At 53.4% G+C, this 22,008-nt stretch carries 20 protein-coding genes and 1 rRNA gene; 6 read left to right on the forward strand and 15 right to left on the reverse strand.

Translation table 11 applies throughout. The features are described from left to right. Position 1 precedes the first annotated feature (1 nt). A complete protein-coding gene (locus VFA09_25590; GenBank protein HZU70673.1) occupies positions 2–931 on the forward strand; it encodes a formyltransferase family protein in 930 nt (309 codons plus the stop codon). Positions 932–966: 35 nt separating this feature from the next. Here VFA09_25590 and VFA09_25595 read toward each other — a convergent pair whose 3' ends face one another. The 3 genes from VFA09_25595 to VFA09_25605 form a co-directional block, all read right to left on the reverse strand. Beyond that, positions 967–1,386: a response regulator gene (locus tag VFA09_25595; protein HZU70674.1), complete on the reverse strand. Its 420-nt coding sequence runs from the start codon at positions 1,384–1,386 to the stop codon at positions 967–969. Between the two features lie 370 nt (positions 1,387–1,756). Next, the gene (locus VFA09_25600; protein ID HZU70675.1) at positions 1,757–2,209 is read right to left on the reverse strand and encodes a universal stress protein; all 453 of its coding nucleotides are present in this window, start codon (positions 2,207–2,209) and stop codon (positions 1,757–1,759) included. A gap of 11 nt (positions 2,210–2,220) precedes the next feature. Further along, positions 2,221–3,531: an ArsB/NhaD family transporter gene (locus VFA09_25605; GenBank protein HZU70676.1), complete on the reverse strand. Its 1,311-nt coding sequence runs from the start codon at positions 3,529–3,531 to the stop codon at positions 2,221–2,223. A gap of 166 nt (positions 3,532–3,697) precedes the next feature. On the opposite strand from VFA09_25605, the gene smc reads away from it, so the two are divergent. Beyond that, entirely contained in the window at positions 3,698–7,480 is a 3,783-nt protein-coding gene (gene smc, locus VFA09_25610; protein ID HZU70677.1) for a chromosome segregation protein SMC, read from the forward strand. Positions 7,481–7,598: 118 nt separating this feature from the next. After that, positions 7,599–7,715: ribosomal RNA gene (gene rrf / locus VFA09_25615) — 5S ribosomal RNA — on the forward strand. Between the two features lie 24 nt (positions 7,716–7,739). Here the strand turns inward: rrf and VFA09_25620 are convergent. After that, positions 7,740–8,903, reverse strand: coding sequence for an aminotransferase class V-fold PLP-dependent enzyme (locus VFA09_25620; GenBank protein HZU70678.1), 1,164 nt, complete (start codon positions 8,901–8,903; stop codon positions 7,740–7,742). A 156-nt stretch (positions 8,904–9,059) separates the two neighbouring features. On the opposite strand from VFA09_25620, the gene VFA09_25625 reads away from it, so the two are divergent. Continuing rightward, positions 9,060–9,380 (forward strand): TIM barrel protein, encoded by a 321-nt coding sequence (locus VFA09_25625; GenBank protein ID HZU70679.1) that lies wholly within the window; start codon positions 9,060–9,062, stop codon positions 9,378–9,380. 83 nt (positions 9,381–9,463) lie between these two features. Continuing rightward, complete coding sequence (locus VFA09_25630; GenBank protein ID HZU70680.1) at positions 9,464–10,003, forward strand: GNAT family N-acetyltransferase; 540 nt, start codon at positions 9,464–9,466, stop codon at positions 10,001–10,003. On the opposite strand, the gene thyX is transcribed toward VFA09_25630, so the two are convergent. The 7 genes from thyX to glnA form a co-directional block, all read right to left on the reverse strand. Further along, complete coding sequence (gene thyX / locus VFA09_25635) at positions 10,004–10,924, reverse strand: FAD-dependent thymidylate synthase (GenBank protein HZU70681.1); 921 nt, start codon at positions 10,922–10,924, stop codon at positions 10,004–10,006. A 91-nt stretch (positions 10,925–11,015) separates the two neighbouring features. Then, on the reverse strand, positions 11,016–11,237 hold the full coding sequence (locus tag VFA09_25640; protein ID HZU70682.1) for a helix-turn-helix domain-containing protein: 222 nt from the start codon (positions 11,235–11,237) through the stop codon (positions 11,016–11,018). Positions 11,238–11,461: 224 nt separating this feature from the next. Further along, positions 11,462–12,457 (reverse strand): GTP 3',8-cyclase MoaA, encoded by a 996-nt coding sequence (gene moaA / locus VFA09_25645; GenBank protein ID HZU70683.1) that lies wholly within the window; start codon positions 12,455–12,457, stop codon positions 11,462–11,464. Between the two features lie 76 nt (positions 12,458–12,533). Then, positions 12,534–13,466: an LLM class F420-dependent oxidoreductase gene (locus VFA09_25650; GenBank protein ID HZU70684.1), complete on the reverse strand. Its 933-nt coding sequence runs from the start codon at positions 13,464–13,466 to the stop codon at positions 12,534–12,536. Between the two features lie 116 nt (positions 13,467–13,582). Beyond that, on the reverse strand, positions 13,583–13,891 hold the full coding sequence (locus VFA09_25655) for a hypothetical protein (protein ID HZU70685.1): 309 nt from the start codon (positions 13,889–13,891) through the stop codon (positions 13,583–13,585). A gap of 109 nt (positions 13,892–14,000) precedes the next feature. Beyond that, entirely contained in the window at positions 14,001–15,491 is a 1,491-nt protein-coding gene (locus VFA09_25660) for a carboxylesterase/lipase family protein (GenBank protein ID HZU70686.1), read from the reverse strand. A 182-nt stretch (positions 15,492–15,673) separates the two neighbouring features. Continuing rightward, positions 15,674–17,104, reverse strand: coding sequence for a type I glutamate--ammonia ligase (glnA, locus tag VFA09_25665; protein HZU70687.1), 1,431 nt, complete (start codon positions 17,102–17,104; stop codon positions 15,674–15,676). A 307-nt stretch (positions 17,105–17,411) separates the two neighbouring features. Here glnA and VFA09_25670 point away from each other — a divergent pair, with 307 nt between their 5' ends. After that, entirely contained in the window at positions 17,412–18,044 is a 633-nt protein-coding gene (locus VFA09_25670) for a hypothetical protein (protein ID HZU70688.1), read from the forward strand. 9 nt (positions 18,045–18,053) lie between these two features. On the opposite strand, the gene VFA09_25675 is transcribed toward VFA09_25670, so the two are convergent. The 4 genes from VFA09_25675 to VFA09_25690 form a co-directional block, all read right to left on the reverse strand. After that, on the reverse strand, positions 18,054–18,260 hold the full coding sequence (locus VFA09_25675; protein ID HZU70689.1) for a PfkB family carbohydrate kinase: 207 nt from the start codon (positions 18,258–18,260) through the stop codon (positions 18,054–18,056). Positions 18,261–18,323: 63 nt separating this feature from the next. Continuing rightward, positions 18,324–19,439 carry a glucose 1-dehydrogenase gene (locus tag VFA09_25680; protein HZU70690.1) on the reverse strand — a complete coding sequence of 372 codons (1,116 nt, stop codon included), beginning with the start codon at positions 19,437–19,439 and terminating at the stop codon, positions 18,324–18,326. A gap of 94 nt (positions 19,440–19,533) precedes the next feature. Beyond that, positions 19,534–21,615 (reverse strand): glycogen debranching N-terminal domain-containing protein, encoded by a 2,082-nt coding sequence (locus VFA09_25685; GenBank protein HZU70691.1) that lies wholly within the window; start codon positions 21,613–21,615, stop codon positions 19,534–19,536. Then, complete coding sequence (locus VFA09_25690; GenBank protein HZU70692.1) at positions 21,612–21,971, reverse strand: SCP2 sterol-binding domain-containing protein; 360 nt, start codon at positions 21,969–21,971, stop codon at positions 21,612–21,614. Before VFA09_25690 ends, VFA09_25685 begins: the two co-directional genes overlap by 4 nt. Between the last annotated feature and the right edge of the window lie 37 nt (positions 21,972–22,008).

Below are 22,008 nucleotides of genomic sequence, written 5' to 3' on the forward strand. Positions count from 1 at the left end.
TATGTCAAATGCAACGGCATCTAAACATCCCGAGGTTCTGTTTTTTGGCATGACGGGTAATTTTTCAGCCCTTTCATTGCTCGCTCTCCTGGAGCATGGTATTGAGGTAAGCGCCGTCGTCATTCCAGCCCTGCATTCCGGTCCTGATCAACCGGCAATCCGGCACTTAGAGCAGAAAAGTAAAGCGCGCTCGATGCTGCCCATGCTGCATCCTTCAGCGCCTGCTTCCATCCTGGAAATAGCATTTGAGCGGCAGATTCCGGTATGGGAGGTATCTGGCCTGGCGCGCCCGGAGGCGGTTGCTTTATTGAAGGATTACCAGCCTGACGCAATCTGTGTGGCCTGTTTTTCACAGCGCATTCCTGAACCAATCTTGCGGATTCCGCGTTTTGGCTGTCTCAATGTTCATCCATCCTTATTACCGGCCAATCGCGGCCCCGAACCGCTCTTCTGGACGTTTCGCGAGGGTAACAGGCAAACGGGCGTGACCATCCATTTGATGGACAGGGGTATGGATACAGGTCCGGTACTGGCTCAAGAAGTGGTAGAGGTCCCTGATGGTATCAGCTATGCACAGCTGGAAATGCAGTGCGCAAGACTTGGAGGGGCGCTGCTTGCTCGCAGCAGCTGGGAGCTGTATAGGGGCACAGCGAGGGCTGTAGCGCAGGATGAAGCAAAGAGTAGTTATCATCCATATCCTGCTGCCAGTGATTTTATTGTGCCCGTAGCGGAATGGGATGCGCGCCATGTCTATAACTTTATTCGTGGCCTGGAAGCGTGGGGCGAGCCAATTACCTTACAAATTGGAGATAGGTCGATGCAGGTGAGAACCGCTATTTCTTATAGCCATGATACAAAGCAATATTCTCTAGGGGGAGAAGAGTTATGGGTGCCATGTCGTGTTGGGTCGGTCCGAATAAGGAGGAGTTAACAATGCAAGGCTTACTCTCGTCTTCTTCAGCATTATTAACCACCCAATAACTCTTCTATCGTGTGCAAAAATTCGTCCAATTCCAATGGCTTATTCATGCCAATGATGTGACGCTTATCGATTTCTGCTTTAGGGAGTCGCGCGCTGATGAGAATGGCCGGAACGGTTTCCAGGCCCATAATGGCATGGAGTTTATCATACAGCTCAATGCCGTTCATTCTGGGCAGTTGATAATCCAGAATGAACAGGCTCGGTTTGATATCCATCACCGTTTTTAGCGCCTGGAAGCCATCGGTCACGAGTAGCGCCTGGTGATGAGTCTCCTGTGAAATAGCCTGGGCCAGGAAGGAACCAATGCCCACGTCATCCTCGACTACCAGAATTGTTTTGATGGAAGCGCTTTTATCGGTTGGTGTATTTTCTTGCCTGACTGACTCGGCAGAGTCGGGAAGCATGCGCCAACTCCAATACTAGTAAGAATTTAGCGAACGCAAGCTTTCTTGCAGTTCGTATTCATTACAACAGACGTTATTACTAAATGGAATGTGAGCGTTAGATTCTTACATTGATTACGATAGCAGGTTACGCATTATGTTTTATGGGCGCTGTGGATGAAGTCCAATTGAGCAATAGATAATGCATAACCTCATCTTGCAGTTCGGCCATAGCCGAAATACGTCTGCCGTGATTATAACATTTCAATCACGTTTTGGGAAGATACATAGTTTCAAGTTCAAGAGTTCTTATCCTTTTAGGCCAAACTGATTGAGAAGTGAACTCAGCTTCAATGCATGAAATCAAGATATCTTATGATTGACTTCCTGTTCAGCGTACTAAAAGAACCGGGCATGGAGCGTGGTCAAGCACGAAACGCGCTACATGGCCAACAGACTTTGGTCCTATCGGTGGACCAGGATTTTTAGGTGAGCGTGGGCAGATGACGATAAGATCAGCCAACCAGTCTGCGGCGCATTGAACGATTTCGCGTTCAGGGCGGCCCTCACGCTGCAAACGTTCCGCATTGGAGAAGTAGCGCGCCCCCTCCTCAAGAATATCCTGGGCGGATGCTACTTCCGCCTGTCGCATCTGTTCGCGCCTGGGAGCAGGAGGATGGGGTGGGCGTAGAAATCGCTCGCGCTGGCGCTCCATTTCTCCCTGTGGGCCACTATCGATCACGTAAAGTAGCCCGATAGTGCGTGCTTCTGATTGCAGCATTGTGGAAACTGCTTTGCTGATCTCTTCAATATTCGTTCCATCCAGGCAGCAGAGTACGCGCATTGATTTCCTCCTCAAAGCAGCAATAGCCAGATAGTAATGGCCCCTGCCAGTAACATGAACGGTGTTACCATTATACCAACTTTAAAGTAATCCAGTCCTGATACATCCAGGTTGCGACGTCGAAGAATTAATAGCCAGAGGATAGTCGCAAGCGAGCCAACCGTCGTCAGGTTCGGTCCCAGGTCGCAGCCGAACATGGTCGCGGCGATAAAGCCCAGGCGGGCAGATGCCGCGATATGCCCCGTAGCTCCAAGCGCCGATCTCATCACGATAGCCATCGGAATATTATTAATCAAGTTGGTGCCGATTGCCGACCCGGCGGTGCCGATAGCAACTGCTCCCAGGCTAGTGCCGCCTGAGAGGTGAATCAGCAACTGGCCAAATTGTGCTGTCAGGTGCGTGTTCTCTACCGCTTTTACGACGATAAACATGCCTCCGATAAACCCGAAAATGGACCACGAGATTTGCTTGCCCAGGTCATTAAATGCCAGTTGTTTCCACACCAGAGCGCCTATGAGCAGGAGAACTGCTCCTCCCAATGCGACCAGAGAGAGCGGCACCTGTAATGCCGAGGCAATGATATAGGCCACTGCAACGAGTAGCAAAACGCTACAGGTGTAGCGGAAGTAGGTTCGATGCCGGATCGATTCGGCTGCCGAGGGCAGGCGCTTGGCATCGAAAGTGCCCCGCACCTGCCTGCGATAGAGCCAGAAAAAGAAAGCGATATTGATGCTGATGACTACCAGGCTGGGCAAAAACAGGAGGCGCAGGAATGTCCAGAGGTCGAGCCGGAACGATGAAAGAATGATGATATTGATAGGGTTGCTGACCGGCAGCAGGAATGAGGCGGTATCGGCAATGAAGGTACACGCAAAAAGGAAAGGCAGGACAGGGAGCCGCAGCCGTGTCACCAGAGTGTAGACGATGGGCGTCAAAATCAAGGCCGTGGCATCGTTGGAGAGTATCATCGAAATCAAACATCCCAGCAGGAAGGTGTTCAGCAAGAGTCGCCTGGAACTACCACCTGCCAGCCTTGCTGCCTGCGCTGCTAACCAATCGAAGAGGCCGGCAGCTTCGGCTAGCGCAGAGATGGACATCATGCCGAGAAAAAAGAAAAATGTATTCCAATCGCTTGCCAGCGTAGCCAGCGCATCAAGGGGATTGATGAGGCCAATGATGAGCAGCAGCGCGGCCCCAGCCAGGGCAATCATGGCCTCGTTCAATTTGAACGGACGAACCATGATGCCAATCAGCGTCAAGAGTGCTATCAGCGAGATAAGTATGGTTGTAGTAAGTGCGGGTACATGAAAGAACTGCAGCATAGAAATAGCATAACCCACTTTAGAGCGAAATGGTAGACGTTAAAGCTATACATAACACGAATTTACGGCTGAGAAAGAGACATTTGCTAACTCTCTCGACGCCTGGGCTTCGCTGTGGTATCATCGGTGCAATCATACAACATTTCATAGAAGGATCGGCTGTACTGTGTATCTCAAGCGCTTAGAAATGCTCGGCTTTAAGAGCTTTGCGAACAAAACCACGTTGGAGTTCAGTACGGGTATCACCGCGGTTGTGGGACCGAACGGTGCGGGGAAATCCAATGTCGCGGACGCGGTGCGCTGGGTACTGGGCGAACAGAGCATGCGCCAGCTACGTGGCAAGAAGAGTGAAGATATCATCTTTGCGGGCGGGCATGGAAAAGCCGCGCTTGGCATGGCCGAGGTTTCTCTGACGCTGGATAACAGTAGCGGTTGGGTGCCTTCCGAGTACAGCGAAATTACCGTCACCCGCCGCAGCTATCGTTCGGGTGAGAATGAATACCTCATCAATAAGCAGAAAGTGCGCCTCAAAGATGTCGTTTTGCTGCTGGCCCAGGCTCGTATCGGCCACGACTCTTATACGGTTGTTGGTCAAGGTTTGATTGATGCTGCGTTGAGCCTGCGTGCTGAGGAACGGCGCGGTTTGTTCGAAGACGCGGCTGGCATACGCCCCTTTCAAGTCCAGCGTGTCGATGCTGAGAATCGCCTGCGCCAGACCGAGCAAAATCTGGATAGGCTGCGCGACATCGTAAGCGAGATAGAGCCGCGCCTGGGACCTCTCGCTGAACAGGCACGCCGCGCCGTCGAGTACCGCCAGTTGAACAACGAGTTACAAAATGTGCTCCTCACCTGGTATGCCCTGCAATGGCGACGTTTGCGCACTACCAGAGAGCATTCTGAGAGCGCGGAACAAGAACAGGCGTTGAAAGTCCGGCAGGTCGAGCAGGCATTGCAGGCAGTGGAGCAACAGAAGGATGCCCTGCGAGCCAGGAAACAAAGCGCGCAGAATGCCATTATCGAGGCGCGTAGAGAACGCGGTGAGGCTAACGAAGTTGTCCAGCGTATAGAGCGCGAACTGGCGGTCAGCGAAGAGCGGATCGCCAGCCTGGAACGGCAGCAGAGCGAGCAACAGCAGGAGGAGCGGCGCCTGCGCGAACGCCTGATAGTCGCCCAGCAGCAGGTGATTGATCTTGAAGAACAATGTGACCTTGCCGATGAAGCCGTGGATACAGATGCAGCATCCTTGGCAACGCTGGAAGCGCAGGTGGCAAAGGCGCAAAAAGAATACGAGATGGATGAACGGCGACTGCGCAGTGCCCAGAGCGAACTCATCCAGGTTCAAGCCCGCCTGGGTGCCAGCCAGTCCGATCTTGGCAGGCAGCAGAAGCATCTTGGAGAACGCAATCGTACCCTGGCGGCGAGGCGCGATAGCATCGCGCAAACGCAGCAATCCCTGCGCGCCCTGGAAACACGCCTGCTCGATGAACGAGCTCATCTCACCACCGCCCGTAACGAGGAACAGCAGTTTGTTCAGCGCAAATCGGCGCTTGCTCGTACTCTTGCTGATGCACAGCAGGAACTCGAACGCTTGAAATCCACACTGGCCGAGGCGGATCGGCAGCGCCGGACCGTTTCAGATCGGCTCAATATGCTGAAAAACTGGCGCACGAGCCTGAGCGGATATAGCGACGGCGTGCGCGCTCTACTACGCCCGCCATCCGCTAACATCTCTGGAATAATTGGTCCGGTTCCCCAACTTGGAGTTGCAACCGCTGGATTGGAAGCTGCATTAGAAGCCGCGCTGGGGCCATATTTGCAGGCAGTAGTGGTTGCGACCTTCGCAGATGCCCGTTCGTGCCTGAATTATTTGCAGTCTTCAAAGGCGGGGAAGGCGATGATCGTGTGGCTATCCCAGAATGAAAAGCAACGAGAGGGCGAAGAGACCTCAGATGCCGCAAGCCAGCAGGTAGGGTTGGAAGAAGAGAGATTACATCGGTTTCTCGAAGGTATACCTGCGTTGAGAGATCGGGTGATTGGTTATGCCTGGCGCTCTATCCAGAGCGAAGCCCGCTATACACAGTTATTTCGCACGATGCTATGTGGCACAGTCATCGTGCATGATCTGGAAACTGCGCGTACTGTACTTGATGCACTGCTGCTCGTGCGAGGAACTGCCAATGATCCCCACATCGAAAAGCTGGTAACGAGAAATGGTGAGGTGCTCCATAGAGATGGCTGGCTGGCTGGAGGAAGCACTAAAGATGCTGGGCAGCAAGGTTTGCTTGCATATGAACGTGAATTACACGAGTTGCCGGAACAGCTTGAAAAACATGTGACCCTGGTTAACCAGATAAACGACATGATCAGCGAGGTGCAGCGCAGCCAGGAGGTACGGCGTGTCGAGCAGAATGCACTCGAGAAACAGTTGCAGAAAGTAACTGCTCGCATCGGTGAATTGAATAAGGCCGTTGGAAATACGCAGCGCGAACAGGAGCGCCTGCAAACCGAATTGCAGCTATCGACCTCAATCGAACAGCAGTTAGCCGCAGAACTGGCCGGATTGGAGCAGGAGGTACAGGCTGCGACTGAACGCGTGCGCGCTCATGAAAAGTCTCAACGCGAACTGGCCGGGCTGGTCGAGGAATTGCAAGCAGAAGTAGAGGAGCGCACGCAGGCCTACCGCTACCAGCAGGATGAACTGGGCAAGGCCCGCACTGCCCTGGCATTGAAACGGCAGGAGGCGAAGGCACTGCGCCAGCAACTGGCCACTCAGCAGGCACAGGTGCAGGATCTGAAAACGCAGGTCGAGCAGCGCGTGTCACGTGTCAAACAGGCGGAGGAGCAAAAGCAGGCTTTACAGCAGGCTATCGCGCTGAACCGGGCAGAACTGGAACAGGCTCGCGAGCAGGTTCTGCTGCTGTCAGAAGCGTTACACGTTGCCGAAGAGCAGGCAAATAAGATTGACGAGCAAATCCTGTCTTTGGAACAGGAGTCGTTGCAACTGCGACATACGATGAACGAGCTGGAGGTAGCCTACCGGCGCTGCCTGCTGGAAAGCCAGAAGGCGCGGGACGCCGTTGAGGCCCTGTTGGAGCAATTGCGTGAAGAGATGGGCATCAGTGATCCAGGAGAACTGCCACGCTATACTGCTACTCAAACTGAATCAGGTCTGAATGGCGTAGATAGCCCAGAAGATGATCTAGAAGTTTCTTCTATCGAGGTGGGTGTGCTTTCGGAGGAGGACGAAGCCCAACTGCGAAAACTGCGCAGGCGTGTTGACAATTTGCGCGCCCGGCTCAAGGCTCTTGGAGGCTCCGATCCAGACGCGCCGCAGCAATATGAGGAGACGCGCACACGCTATGAATTTCTTTCGACGCAGATCGCAGATATGGACCAGGCCGCGCAGCATTTGCGCTCAATCATTAGCCAGCTGGATGCAATGATGGCGCGCCAGTTTGAAGTCACCTTCGCTGCCGTCAATGCGCGTTTCCGCGAACACTTCACGACGCTCTTCAACGGTGGTACGGCGCGCCTGGAACTGATCTCTGCGAGAAATGAAGACGAGGATGGCGCGGCCCCAAATGCTATGCCTGCCGGAGTGGAGGTGATAGTGCAGCCACCGGGGAAGAAGGTGCAGGACTTATCGTTGTTATCGGGCGGCGAGCGAGCGCTGGTTTCGGCGGCGCTGCTTTTCGCCTTGCTGGAAATCAATCCGCCGCCGTTCTGCTTGCTGGATGAAGTCGATGCCGCCCTGGACGAATCGAATGTGACGCGCTTCTGTGAGATTTTGAAGCGTCTCGCTCGCAACACGCAGTTTATCGTGATTACGCATAATCGTGTTACTATGATGGAGGCGCAAGTGATCTACGGCGTCTCAATGGGCGGTGATAGCGTATCAAGGCTGATCTCCATGAAGCTGGAAGATGCTGTCGTTGCCGGAGACCGCTAGCTTTGCAAATTTTTGGAATTTTACGAATTTGCAAAATTCCGCAAAAAAGGTATTGACATGGCTCCCGAATAGTAGTATTATACACCCTGTCAAGAGAACCGCCTGTATGTGCAGGTGAACCGGTGACAATAGCGAAGAGGGTACACCCGTTCCCATCCCGAACACGGAAGTTAAGCTCTTCAGCTCCGATGATACTGAGGGGGCAGCCCCTCGGGAAAATAGGAAGTCGCCGTTTCACCCGCCCACATAGGCGGTTTTTTCATGACTTTATATGTTTCAGCGCCTCCACCAGCATATCTATCTCATCCTCCTTATTATAAAACCCCGTCGATATCCGCAGTGAATCCATCGTCGGAATGTTGCGAATATAAATATTGTGTTCCTGGCTCAGGTATTGCACGACCTCAGTAGTATTGCGACCATCCAGTTTGAAGGAGAGCAGGCCGCTTGCACCGGGCTTTGGAGTCAGAATAGTAATGCCAGGCAATGATTTAAGCGCGTTGCAGGCATAGGTGTTGAGCGATGAAATACGTTCGTAGAGCCAGTCGTAACCGACGGTCTTCTCAAGCCAGTTCAGGACGGCAGCCTGACCAGCCAGTGCTGCTGTCTGGCGCCCGCCGACCTCAAAGCATTGCGCGTTCTCAAGCAGCTCCCATTCAATGCCTTCTTCGTGTTTGATCGACCAGTAGCCAACATAAGTGGGTCTGACATAGTGAAGCGATTCTTTGCGCACGTATAACGCGCCTGTGCCGTCGGGTCCACAAAGCCACTTTTGCATAGGGATGGCGTAGAAATCGATACCGAGCGCTTTCACATCGAGCGGTATTGCGCCTGCCGATTGCGCGCCATCGATTAGCACAGGAATGCCCAGTTCGTGGCCGGTGCGTGCGACTTCGCGAATATCGAGAACGGCCCCGGTCGTCCAGGTAACATGAGAAATGGAGATCAGGCGCGTGCGCGGCGTTATCAAGTCAGTAATGGCTTCAAGAATGGGACGGTCAGTATTCGGCCCCAGGTCGGCAAAACGTATCACGACTCCTGCACGATCACGAAGCTGGTAGAGCGGGGCAAGCAGACTCATATGCTCGTGATTAGTGGTAATAACCTCATCTCCAGCATGCCAATCAATACCATAGCTGATGATATTCAGGCCCTCGCCGGTGTTGTCGGTCAGAGCGATCTCGCCCTCGTGAGCGTTGAGCAGACTGGCTACACGTGTGCGGGCCTCGGCGTAAATTTTTCCCATCGACTCGAATGCGGCTGCTCCTAAACGGCCATTGCGCCATTCGCTATCTATACGTTCCTGCATAGCAGAAATAACGCACGTGGGCAAAGGGCCGAATGTGCCCGTGTTCAGGTAGATATGAGATGTGGTGGCAGGCATTTCCTGGCGAATAGACTGTAAATGTGTGAGGTCCGGCAAAATAACGCTCCTTCGTAGCTCCATCGTAGAAGTATCTTCGTTGCGTGTGGGTTCATCGCCTGTTTTCGCTATTGGGTTGCTGCAAACGATGAACGAGCGCTGACAACTATTCAGTGTAATCAAAGTATATCTCAAAGTTTAGAGAGGTTGCCAGTTGTGAGCGTTCGTGACAATTGTCAATTACGGAGTTTCTGGCATGGCATAATCAGCTTGAGGCTGTCCTGGCTCTGGCAGGGAAAGGTAGTACGCCATGTGCATCTAAAAGACCACGACGGTCATTTCGGTCTGAGGGAGGGATTGAACTATCTGCACCCGGGTGAAGGACAGATCGATTTTCGACGCTTTGTACAGCAGTTGAAAGCGGCAGGTTATGATGGCGCTTTGAGTCTGGAAGCGCGAGCAATCGATTCCGAAGGGCAGGTCGATGTTGAACGCATCCAGGCGAGTCTGCAATTTATGAGGCAATTGATTGGTTGATAAGAAGGCCTGCGTCTACGCCTGACTTGAAACGTGCGATAATGTGAATAGAGAAAAAACCTTTAACCAGGAGATAGCGTCTTATGCGCATACGCAATTACAGGCCGGGAGATATTCCGACGCTTTTACATATACAACAGGTTTCCGCCCAGGCTGATGGTACCGAGGCGATGAGCGAGGCCGATTTCGAAGAATGGCTGGAGCAGCCCGATCTTGCTGCACCCATGAATGTGTTCAGGATTACTGACGATGACGAAGATGATCCAGATGAATGGGGGCAGGCGGGAACGCTGGATGGTCTGGAAGGTGAGACAATTGGGTATACTGTGCTGCAATTGCGCCGGAGTCAGCACGCCTATCACTTTCTTTGCGAGGGAGCGGTGTTGCCACAGCACCGGCGTAGAGGCGCCGGACAAGCCCTGCTGATCTGCGCGCTTAATCATGCCCGTATGCGAGCATCAGAATTTGAATTTGAGGCGCAACAGGAGGGCTTTCCTATCTACTTTGAGGCGTTGCTGCCAGTTCGCGATCCTGCATCGGAGAAACTGGCGGCGAAATTCGATATGCAGCCAACCGATGAGCAGGCTTTGAAGGGTATGAGGCTGTATCGTTTCAAATTGTGATTACACTTTTTCGAAATCCGTTTTCACGGTGTAAGTGCCATCAGAAATTTCTTCCAGGGTATAATCGCCAAAGAGAACGGGATCGGCCTGATAGAGGCAGAGGAAGGCGCGAACTGCCAGTTCGCGAATCTCGGTCTCGGCATGTGCGCTGGCTCGCATCTCGATAATGTGTCGCCAGGCGCGGGCATTGCCGGTGACGACGATGGGGGCCTCTGTTTCGTTGGGCAGGATCGAACGGGCAGTCTGTTGCACTTTTTTGCGCAGGTCGGTGCGGACCTCGGCGCTCAGAATCTTTGTTCCTGCCTGCTGCATCTCCAATAAGCGATTGGTTAGAGTCGCATACTCACCGGCGGCACGTTCGATGCGCTCTAGAAATTGCGCGTGCAGCTCCTCATCACCCTGGTATTCGGGACGCTCGACGAAGCGTAGCATGCGACCGGATACGTAGCGCTGGCTCAGCTGGGAAAATCCGAGTCCAGCACGATGTCGTACCAGTTCGTGTGTGACGCTGCGCGAGATTCCATACAACAGGAGGCTATAGTTAGCATGTTCAAAGACCGAGCCGTGCCCTGAAGACTTGAGGTTGTTGAAGTAACGTTCCGCGTTAACATTAAATGTTCGACCGCGACCGAAGCTCATATAGCAAAGCTGGCCGGCGATTTTGCACAATTGCGCGCCGTCCGGCAAGGGTGTCGGGTCGTCCAGGTACTCGCTAAAATGGAGCGATTCGTCGAAGCCCGCGAGGAACCCTTGCAATCCTGCCGGATAAACGTGTGGACGCGCCAGCATCACTACCCCTGGTTTCAGAAGGTACGCAATACCGCCAGGTGAATGCTGTATAGGGGAATGAATTGTGGCGAATCCTGCATCCTCTTTGCCGCTGAGATCGCGGAAGAGTGTTTCAGGCATGATTACAGACATAGATGCCTCCTGATTTACTTGCTCATACATATTATCCTGCTGATAAGTCTAGCAGGTCGGAAGCGGTCTGGCTACACTACAGTACAAACAGCTATTTGTTCTCTGTAGATACCTCCGCGGGCTTCTCTGGTAGAGCAAGTAATGCATCTAATGTAGAGCGACGAACACGGTAGGCCTGGCGTGTGCCACGGTGCGGAAGGGTAATAGCTTCCAGAATACCATTTTTGATCCAGCGGCGTACCGTTGTATCATCGACACGTAATTGTTTGGCAACTTCACGGACCGTCAACAGGTCTGATTCGTCTTTAGCCACGTTGCCCTCTTTCTGGTCGTGTGCTAGAAAGGAGAGCAGTCCTGTTTTAGTGCAGCTAATTGCAGGACTGCATACATCATATATTTGACTATAAAGACGAACATCCTGTTTTTTAGTAACTCTGAGGATTAAAGCCGCTGCTGACTCTATTGCATTATTCGTGTAGTTTCAACGAAAAAGCCACCTTTATGTGCTAATGAATGAAATCTTGTGTGTTATTGTTTCTATCCGCCAATCATCGACATACTTCGGTTGGCACGTTTGAAACGCTTATCACCAATATAGTGCTTCAGTTCTTTGTTCCAAACGGCCTTGCGTATGACGTTGGCAAGCTCTTCGTCCGTAGCATCTGAGCGGATTACTGCCCGCAGGTCGGTTTCTTCGGTGGCAAAGAGGCAGGTACGGAGTTGACCATCGGCAGTCAGGCGAATGCGGTCGCACGATGAACAAAATGGCTCGCTGACAGGATTGATGAAGCCGACTTCGCCAATGCCGTCGCTAAAAGTATAGCGGCGCGCTGTTTCGGATGGATCACCTGAAGTGATGGGAACGAGCGGGCCATACTCAGCTTCGATGATGGCTTTCAGTTCAGCACCGGTCAGGATATCTTCCTTGCGCCAGATCTGGTCGGCATCGAGCGGCATAAATTCGATCCAGCGTATGACATACGCTTTGCGCCGTGCCAGGCGCGCGAAATCGAGCACCTCATCTTCACTAAATCCGCGAATGGCGACAGCATTCACTTTAATCGGATGAATAGAGGGATATTTTTCGAGTTCTTCCAATCCTTGCAGGACGCGGTCGAGTTGATCGCGGCGCGTCAACTGCGCGAATTTCTCACGAACGAGCGAGTCCAGGCTGACATTGATGCGCGTCAGGCCGGCTTCGGCCAGTGCAGCTGCCTGTTGTTTCAGCAGGATGCCATTGGTGGTCATACTGAGGCTGTGTAGACCTTCGATCTGGCGCAACTGTCGCACGAGTTCAGGAACATCGCGTCGCACCAGCGGTTCGCCGCCGGTCAAACGTATCTGCTCTATACCAATGCTGACTGCGACCCTGGTGATGCGCACAATCTCTTCATAGGAGAGAATCTCGGCCTTTTTGAGCCAGGGCAGACCCTCTGCGGGCATGCAATACGTGCAGCGAAAATTGCATTTATCGGTAATTGAGATACGCATGCTTTTGATACGGCGTCCATAGCTATCGACGAGCGGTTCCATATTTAAGTCTCCTGGGTTATATCTGAGTTGGCTGGTCGGTAATGTCTATGTATTACTATACCACATTTCGGCAGTATCAATCCCGTAGGAGCGGCATAACTTCTCGCGCAAAACGTTCGATCTGCTCCATACGATCTGGCCAACGTGGGACCATGAATTGGAGCGCCAGGTGATCGACACCAATTTCGCGATAGGCCTGAAGAGCTTCCACCAGTTGTTCAGGGGTGCCGCGCAGGTGGCTCTCATCCTGTGGCGCCGGTTCGCGCGTCACCTCAATCGGGCGGCAGCATGCCAGCCCCACCTGTTGCGGGTCGCGTCCAGCTTCGATAGCCAGGCGCTGGACATTGTCATAACCAGCCTTGAGTTCCGAGGGTGTGATCTGTACATAGTAGGGAAACCATGCATCGCCGTATTTTGCTGCGCGGCGTTGGGCGCTGATTCCTTCGCCTCCGACCCAGATAGGAATGCGCGGCTTCTGGATAGGTTTGGGATAGAAAGCCAGGTCCTGAAAATTGTAGAACTGGCCCTGGAAAGTTATATGCTCTTCTGCCCACAGCCGCGAAAGAATCTGAAGTTGTTCGTCGGTCATACGCCCCCGGTCCTTGAACGATACGCCCAGGGCGGCAAATTCCTCTTCCATCCAGCCTACGCCAATGCCCATAATGAGACGGCCCTTTGAAAGTTGCTCAATGGAAACGGCTACGCGCGTCCAGTACAGGGGATGACGATAGGGCAGAACGAGGACGCTGATGCCCAGGGTTATCTTCTGCGTGCAGCCGGCCAGAAATGCCAGGCATGTGAGCGAATCCAGGAATGGACGGTCGGGTGGGACGATAAATTCGTGGTTCTCGCTGTATGGGTAAGAAGTGGAAATATGCCAGGGCGTGACGACGCGATCTGCCGACCAGATGGCGTCAAATCCCTGCTCCTCGGCGCTCTGTGCTGCCTGCATCAGGGTATCCGGCCCCGTTGCTCTGCCCGAAATAGGAAGAAATACGCCAAACTTCACCGGCTGGCTCCTTTCAGTTGGAACTGTTTTCTGTAGTGAAGTGTACCATGGCTTTTAGGAAGGGGCAATGTACCGGATCTCCCTCGTAAAGAATCATATCTTGAGCCGGCAGATTCCTACTGTCTACCATCCAGGAGAATTTGCCATCGCTCGACTTTTGCGATGCGCCGCACTCCTTCTGAAATCCAGGGATCGCTGGCGAAGCGGGTCTCGATGGCTTGCCTGCTTTCAGCGTTGATGATCAGGAGAACTTTTTCTTCACTGTCAAGCGGGCCACCCAGGACAATGAAGCCATCATCGACAAAGGCATCCATGAGCTTTGCATGCTCATCCCAATACTTTTGCTCGCGCATCGAACGTTTGTTGTCCCAGTTATCACCTCGCTCTAGCGTGACAACGAAATAGGTTAAAGGTTGTTTCGGCATGGATCTCGCCTTTCTGAGCATATGACATTTTTCTTCTATTCTATGCTCAATACAGGACAAATTCCTTCCTAAACAACCTTGTGTGTGACAATATGCCTGCTAGAAACGATTAGCGCCGGCCCTCCCAAAGTACACGTTCTTCCGACCGTGGATCATCCACCACTTGTGAAGTGGTATCGAAGCGCATCGTTGCTCGTTGCTCCAGGTTATATTGCGGCCAGCCGGGAGTGCCACTGCTAGCAAAGGCGATCCAGGCGGTATGCATGGCATCGGCGAGCTGCTGTGGAGGGTTGGGTCCTGCCAGTCCTTCGTAGCCTTCCTTGTCCAGATTGTCGAAGATGAAAGGAACATCCAGCGCATGGCATGCACCCAGGCGCCCATCGAATGAGGGAGATTGCCAGGCGAACTCGTACATATAGGTGCCCCCGGTACCCTGTTGAGAGTGGACCTCGGCCATGCGGATGGCCGGGATGCGGAAAAACCAGTCGGTGATGATGGTGGCAAGCAATTCACCGGGTGTGGCGTCCTTACGATTTGCGCGGTAGGTGGCAAGGGTTTCTTCAACCGGCATTCCATACCCTGCGATAGCAGCACGGAGCATCTGCTCATTGACAAGCTTGATCGTTCCTTGAGGAACCACATAGAGCCGGAACTCGTCGGCGTTGGTTCCAACCAGCACATCGATGTTCGCACCCGCTCCGGCGGCAATAGCGTCGATGGGAAGTGTTGGCAGCGACTCTCCATCGATCACCGGCAGGAAAGGTACGCCGTTGATCGCGGCCTCTCCCCAGCGCTCCGGGTTGGGATTCGCGGAGATTTCGACTCTCATTTGCTGCTGGGCTTGAACAAGGCGGCTGATGGGGACGGTTGCGATAGCCTGGAGTGTTGGTTCAACGCCCAGCTTCTCAGCCAGCGCGTGGCCGATCTTTTTTGCTGTGGCAGGTGAAAAGGCATGGTGAGCTGCTCCGCTCTGAGCGATGCCGCGGCGAAAGAGGCCAGAAGCGGCAGGCATCGCCATCAATGTGCCGACGCTCATCCCGCCAGCCGATTCGCCAAAGATGGTGACGTTGTTGGGATCACCGCCGAAGTTGGCAATGTTTTCCTGCACCCAGGTGAGGGCTGCGATCTGATCGAGCATACCGAGGTTGGCAATGCCATCCCCAAGATAGAGGAAGCCATCGGCTCCCAGGCGATAGTTGATGGTGACGCAGACGACCCCGTGCTGGGCGAAGCGCGTGCCATCATATGTTGGCCATGCCCCTGACCCGTTAAGGAAGGCGCCGCCATGAATCCAGACCATCACCGGCAATCGCGCGCTTCCTAATTCCGGTGTCCAGATATTGAGGTTCAGGCAGTCCTCGCCGGGGATATCTACTTCTGGCAGGAGAACATCGAAAGGGGGAAAATATGGGGCCTTGGGTGCTGTCGGGCCAAAGTTGAGCGCCTCGCGCACTCCATTCCATGGTTCTGCGGGCCGTGGCGGCGAGAAGCGGTTGGGGCCAAAAGGTGGCGCTGCGTAAGGAACACCCTTGAATGCTGCTACTCCATCAGATACACTTCCCTGTACGCTTCCCTGGCGGGTTCTGACGACTGTTTGCATCCTACATCTCCTTCTAATTTGGGACATGTAAAATATTAGAAGCTGAAAAGGTTTAGAGAAAGTATATCATATTGAAGCGGTTGGTAATTGGTTACCACTTTTGATTGCTACTGAACAAAAGGCACGCTAGCCGGGAGATAAGCTAGCGTGCCTTTATCCGTTAGTCTGGATGTTTTGTGAGCCTATACGTCGTAGTAGAGCGCGAACTCAATCGGCGCCGGTCGCAGGCGCACCTCGTCGGCCTGCGCGCGTTTCATTTCTACATAATGTTCGAGGACATCGGTTGTGAAAACGCCGCCTTCGAGCAGGAAGGAATGGTCATCCTCAAGCGCGTTCAAGGCTTCGTCGAGAGAACCGGGAACGGAGCGAATCTCGCGCAACTCCTCTTTCGACATATGATACAGGTCGCGATCAACCGGCCCGTAGCCATAATCGCTGGGATCGATGCCGCGCTTGATGCCGTCGAGACCGGCCATCAGTAGAGCGGAGAAGGCCAGATAGGGGTTCGCAGTCGGATCAGGCGGGCGGAATTCGATACGCTTGGCGGATGGGCACTCCGTCAATGGGATGCGTACTGCCGCGCTGCGATTGCCCTTGGAGAAGACCAGGTTGACAGGAGCTTCGAAGCCGGGCACCAGGCGCTTGTAGCTGTTCGTGGTCGATGCCACGATTGCCAGCAGCGCGGGTGCGTGTGTCAGCAGGCCACCAATGTAGTAGCGGGCGATCTGTGAGATGCCGGCGTAGCCTTCCATATCGAAAAACAGGGGTTTCTCGCCTTTCCACAGGCTCTGGTGGACGTGCATGCCGGAGCCGTTGTCGCCAAAGACCGGCTTGGGCATGAAGGTAACGGTCTTGCCATACTTGCGCGCGGTATTCTTGACGACATATTTATAAAGCATGACATTATCCGCGGTCTTGAGCAGGGTATTGAAGCGGATATCGATCTCGGCCTGTCCAGGACCACCGACCTCGTGATGCTGGGCCTCGACTGGCACGCCTAAGTCTTCGAGCAGTAGCGCCATCTCGCTACGAACATCCTGCAAGGTATCGTTGGGGGCGACCGGGAAGTATCCCTCTTTCACACGCATACGGTGACCAAGGTTGGCGCTACCATTGCGAGAGCTATTCCAGTGTGCCTCGTCGGAGTCAATTTCCGCATACTGGATATTTGAGGTAGAGTTGTATCGCACATTGTCAAAAATGAAAAATTCGGCTTCAGGGCCGAAGTAGCTGGTATCGGCTATGCCGGTAGAACGAAGATATGCCTCGGCTTTGCTGGCAATATAACGCGGGTCGCGAGAATAGGGTTTTTTACGACCGGCGGGTCCGGGATGGGCGATATTACAAACCAGGCTCAATGTTGGTACTGCGGTGAAAGGGTCCATAATGGCGCTATCCGCATCGGGGATAACCAGCATATCACTTTCGTTGATGGTCTGAAAACCACGGATACTGGAACCGTCAAACGCTTTCCCTTCCACGAACGTCTCTTCTCCAAGTTCACGCAAAGGAACACTGAAATGCTGCCAGGTTCCCGGTAAATCGACAAACTTGAAGTCCACCATTCTAGCACCGTGATCTTTAGCGAATTCTAATACCTCTTCAGGGGTCATGTTTTCTGCTCTCCTTTTACTTACATCTGTAACTGCCTGATTGCTGGAAGAAAAGGCCTGCGATATCATAGAGATTTAAATTGGTTAATTTGTACAGGAGATAAACATGCGCACTGCATGATACCGTCCTGTTCAACTCTTCTGTAATATTACGCGGTTTAATCGGTAAATTCTATGGCTAGATTACCTAAAGCACTCTCCCTTGATTTATGCAATTTGCACAAGTCGGGGGAGAAAAACGGATATGGCTTGCATACGTGAAAGGGAGTGTATAATATAAGCTATAGATTGGTAAGAGGAGAATATTATGAAGAAGCCGGACCTACCACTATCGACCCCGCTATTGCCACCTCCCAGGCCTCGTTTTGTTTATAGAATTCGCGCCTGGCTGCGTACCCGAACCGGGCGCATCGTCTTTCCCCTGATTACATGGTTCATTGGTTTGCTGATTGGGATTATGATCGTGCTATCCATCGCGCTTGGGGGGGATGGACAACTGCACGCGACTCCTAAATTGCCGGTATCGGGAGATATTATTGTAGAAGCCGATAAGACGTATCTTACTGATCTGATTATGCAGGACCTGCAAAGCGCCGGATTACCCGGCACGGTCAAGAATGTGCGAGTCACGCTGGTCAATGGCGATCAAATGACCATTACCGGTGATGATGAATTTAGTTTTTTAGGCTTTGGCATGACGCGCAATTTTACGGTTGTAGTGCAGCCATATGTGACTTCATGCGTACTCCAGGTACATGTTGTACATGTTGATTTGAATAGTATACCGGTCACGGGCTTTGTATCCGCTTTTGAGGAGAATATCAATTCACAATTGCAGATGAAACCGACCGGGCTTCCCTCCGGTTTTACCTACTGCACCGTGGGGGTGCGTACAGAAACCGGAGGGTTGTTTATAAGTTACGCGGCAACCCCGGTTTAGCCTTTATCCTTATCGTTGCACGCGCCCGGTCACATCGCCACTCATCAGGTGTTGCACCTCAGCGAGGGTCACCAGATTCAAGTCCCCTGGAATCGTGTGTTTGAGCGCAGAAGCCGCGACTGCGAAGTTCAGCGCCTCTTGCTCATCCATACCTGTCGTCAGACCATAGATCAATCCGGCTGCAAAGGAATCCCCGGCTCCAACGCGATCAACGATATCTCATAAGGGCCAGATTCAAGACTTTTGTCAAAGTTTGATCATCCAGGAAATCCAGACCTATTAATTACAGGAAATGACGCTCTTAATGCCCGCAGGTCGTTCAAGAATGCGCTCGGCGGCCTGTTCAATCGGAGTGCGCTCCGCCATCAGAGCACGTACAGCATCGGGCCAGCGCCGGTGGAAGGTCTCCAGATCTGCGATTGCAGCGTTGAAAGCTTGTGGTCCCGCGTTGACCGTTCCCAACACCACCTGATTCTTCAAGACCATCTCGCGAAAAAGGGAGGCTGGATCGGCTTCAATCAGGGTTTGTCGGCCAGGGACGCCCGTCAGGATATAGATTCCATTCGGACCCAGTGCCCGTAGCACGTCCAACGCGAGCGCGGAGTGACCGACCGCCTCATAGACTAGATCGATCGCACCAATCTCTGCTTCAAGCTGAGATGGCAAGAGCGTCCGGCTCGAAAGGTAGGTCGCGCCAATGGCTTTCGCAACTGCGATACGGGGATCTGGTTCTTGCTCCCGCGAATAGATGAACGTCTCGAATTCGGCTGTTCGCAGGGCCATCGCGCCTAACAAACCCACCGGGCCTGCTCCCAGAACCAGTGCTGTGTGCCCACGACCCTGCGTGCGCGCAGAGACTGACGGGTCAATCCAGGGAGGACGACGTTGCGTGAGTCCATACAACTGATATTCTGCTTTTTCGATGATGGTCAGCGGCTCAACCAGCACAGCGCTCTCACGGAGGTGATGTGGCACGAGATGCATGTAGCATGCCTCATCCACAACCAACTCAGTCAAATAGCCATGCACCCCTTTGATGCCGCGCTCGGTAAAATCCCCCGTTTCGCAGAAATCCTGATGACCGGCACGGCAGGAGCGGCACCTGGCGTGAGGACAGGGACGGCGCACCGTTGGCACGACCAGGTCACCCGGCGCAAGAGAAGTGACGGCTGCCCCAGCCTCGACTACTTCACCTAACGCTTCGTGACCGATGACCAGGTAATTGGCGCCCGCTGGAGGTGTACCATAGGCAAAGGTGCAGATCTCTTTATCCGTGCCACAGATCCCAATATCCAGCATGCGGAGCTTGACCTGATCCGGTTGGGTGATGACCGGCTCATCCTGTTCAATGAGCTTCACTTCCCGGCTCGCGGGAAACACGGCAATCGCTTTCATCCGTTCCTCCTTAAAAAGGTATCCAGCAACAACCCGCGTATAAACTTGGGACAGCGTGGTTAGAGACTCCAAAAGAGATGTGGGGCACCTTTGATTAAATCATGAGACGTTCCAGGTGATCAACGGATTCAGGAACCACAACCCTTCCTTTTCCGAAAATATCGGTATGGCCCCAACGACCGGGGATGCCTGACATCTGCAGGTAGCCCAATGTTTTTGGGACAACCGGGTGAGCTGTGAGACGGTCACCTACCGGTTCCAGTCCGAGCATTGTGCGAATCAAGAGCAGGGGCGTTCCTGTCGCCCAGGCTTGAGGACTGCACGCCGTTGGGTATTCGACTGGAAAGCCCGTCAGGTTTCTTGCATAGCCCGCAAATGCCTCCGGTAAACGGCCCTCAAAGAATCGCGCCGCTTCTAGCATGGCAAGCGCAATGCGCGCCGCTTCCTCATCATATCCATAGCGTCTGAGTCCCAGCGCAATAATCGAGTTGTCATGGGGCCAGACGGTGCCAATGTGATAGCCAAGAGGATTGTACCCGCCCTCTCCCTCGGCCATAGTCCGTATGCCCCAACCGGAAAAGAGTTGGTCACTCATCAAATGGCGCTTACATGCTTCTGCCTTCTCCTTTTCGACAATGCCGCTCCAGAGCAGATGTCCGATATTGGAGGTGAGTGAATCCACCTGACGACCATCGCCATCGAGAGCCAGCGCAAAAAACTCCCGCTGCTCGACCCAGAAATCCTGGTTAAAGTGGCGCTTGAGTTCTGCTGCTTCTTTCTCCAACCGCCTGGCCAGTTCCGGGTCGCCCCAGAATGTTCGCGCGAGGCGAGCGCAGCGCACCTTCGCATCGTAGACATATCCCTGGATCTCACAGACCGCAAGAGGGCGACGGGCAAGACTCCCATCGGCAAAGAGGATCGAGTTCCAGGAGTCTTTCCAGCATTGATTTTCTAACCCGGTTTCCTTGTTTCGGCGGTCATACTCCACGTAGCCATCCCCATTGAGATCACCAGAGGTATCGATCCAGGTCAGAGCGGTCCGCGCTTCCATTTCTAACTCACGCACCAGGTTCTCATTACCCGTCCAGCGTTCATATTCATCCAGGCAGACGAGGAACAGCGGTGTGGAGTCGGCGGCTCCATAGTAAGGGGAGTGCGGGCGCTCCTCAAAGGCTGTCATCTCGCCAAAACGGACCTCGTGGAGGATTTTCCCCGGTTCCTCGTCTCGGAAATCATCGTAGCGTGTGCCCTGTTGTAAGGCAAGCTGCCGCAGGGTGGTTTCGAGTATCTCCGGATAGAACGGTAGGGCCTGGAGACCGGTGAGCAGGCTATCGCGCCCAAAGATGGTCATGAACCAGGGTAATCCGGCAGCCGGTAATGCGCCACCAGGCACCAGGTAGGAGTGAAAGCGCAGCGCAGCGAGATCGACCAGGCTGCGCTGATAGATGCGACCCAGCCAGGGCCAGCCGGAGGTGATCTCGGGTGCATCCTGGTGCCACTTTGCCAGTCCCAGTTGCATATCTGGTCTGACGCGTAACGCGCTGTGTTGATACCGCACCGCATTGTGGAGAATATGCATATTGGATATCTCTACATCAACTTCCAGGCAGGCATGCCATTCCTTGTGAGGCTCAATATGTACAGAGAAGGTGAAACCATGCTCATCAATAGCGGCCTGTGCCGTGGTAGAAATCCATGTCTCACGGACATAGCCCTCGCGACGATAGCCCAGGATTAAGAGGCGATCCTCAATGTGGTGGAAGTAAGTTCCTTTTTTCGGAAGCGCGTCTTTGACTTCAAAAAGATCAGCAAAATCGGCTGCGACATCGAGACGAACCTGAAAATCAACCGGCTGCTCTTTATGATTAGCAATCGTCAGGTCTTCGTGAAAACCGTTGCCAACGGAGCGTTTGCGTATTACGGAAAGATCCGCATCGACATAGGTGGTCCCTGTTCCCGGTGCAAGAAAGAACTGTGCGCTAAAGTAGCTGTCAAGCTCGTCCGTTGACAAAATAGCCAGCTGTTTCCCATCAAGCGCCAACACCCAGCGCGAAAGGAAGCGCGTATCCCACGAGAACAGACCTGTCGGTTCACTTGTAGAGGCATCAATGTTTCCGCGCCGATCACTCACAACAAACGTATTGCCTTCAAGGATGCTGATCGTATTTTCGCTCATGACTCTCTCCTGCTGCTTGCCATGTGCGTGCTCTTGCCTGGCTGGTTTTCAAAGACCCGCTGGAAAACGTGGGCCAGTCCAATATTTCCCTGAATAGCCAGCTTGCCCTGAAGGAAGGCGGTGAGCGGATTTTGCACGCCTCTAGCAAGAGCAAGGAAGGTGTCTTCACTACAGGACATGACACTATCGGGGAGCATGGCATCACGATTGACGGTGATGGCACCTTTGTTGATCACCACATTCCAATATCCTTCTCCCTCAATGTTCCACCGGACAGTACCTGAAACACTGTGAAGCAGGGGTTCGTAACGACGCGTTGCCAGTGCTGTGAAGAATTCCTGGACTTGCTGAGACATTATTGCTTTCTCCTTGCCAACCCTATGGTCTGCATGT

Source organism: Ktedonobacteraceae bacterium (assembly GCA_035653615.1).
GTDB lineage: Bacteria > Chloroflexota > Ktedonobacteria > Ktedonobacterales > Ktedonobacteraceae > DASRBN01.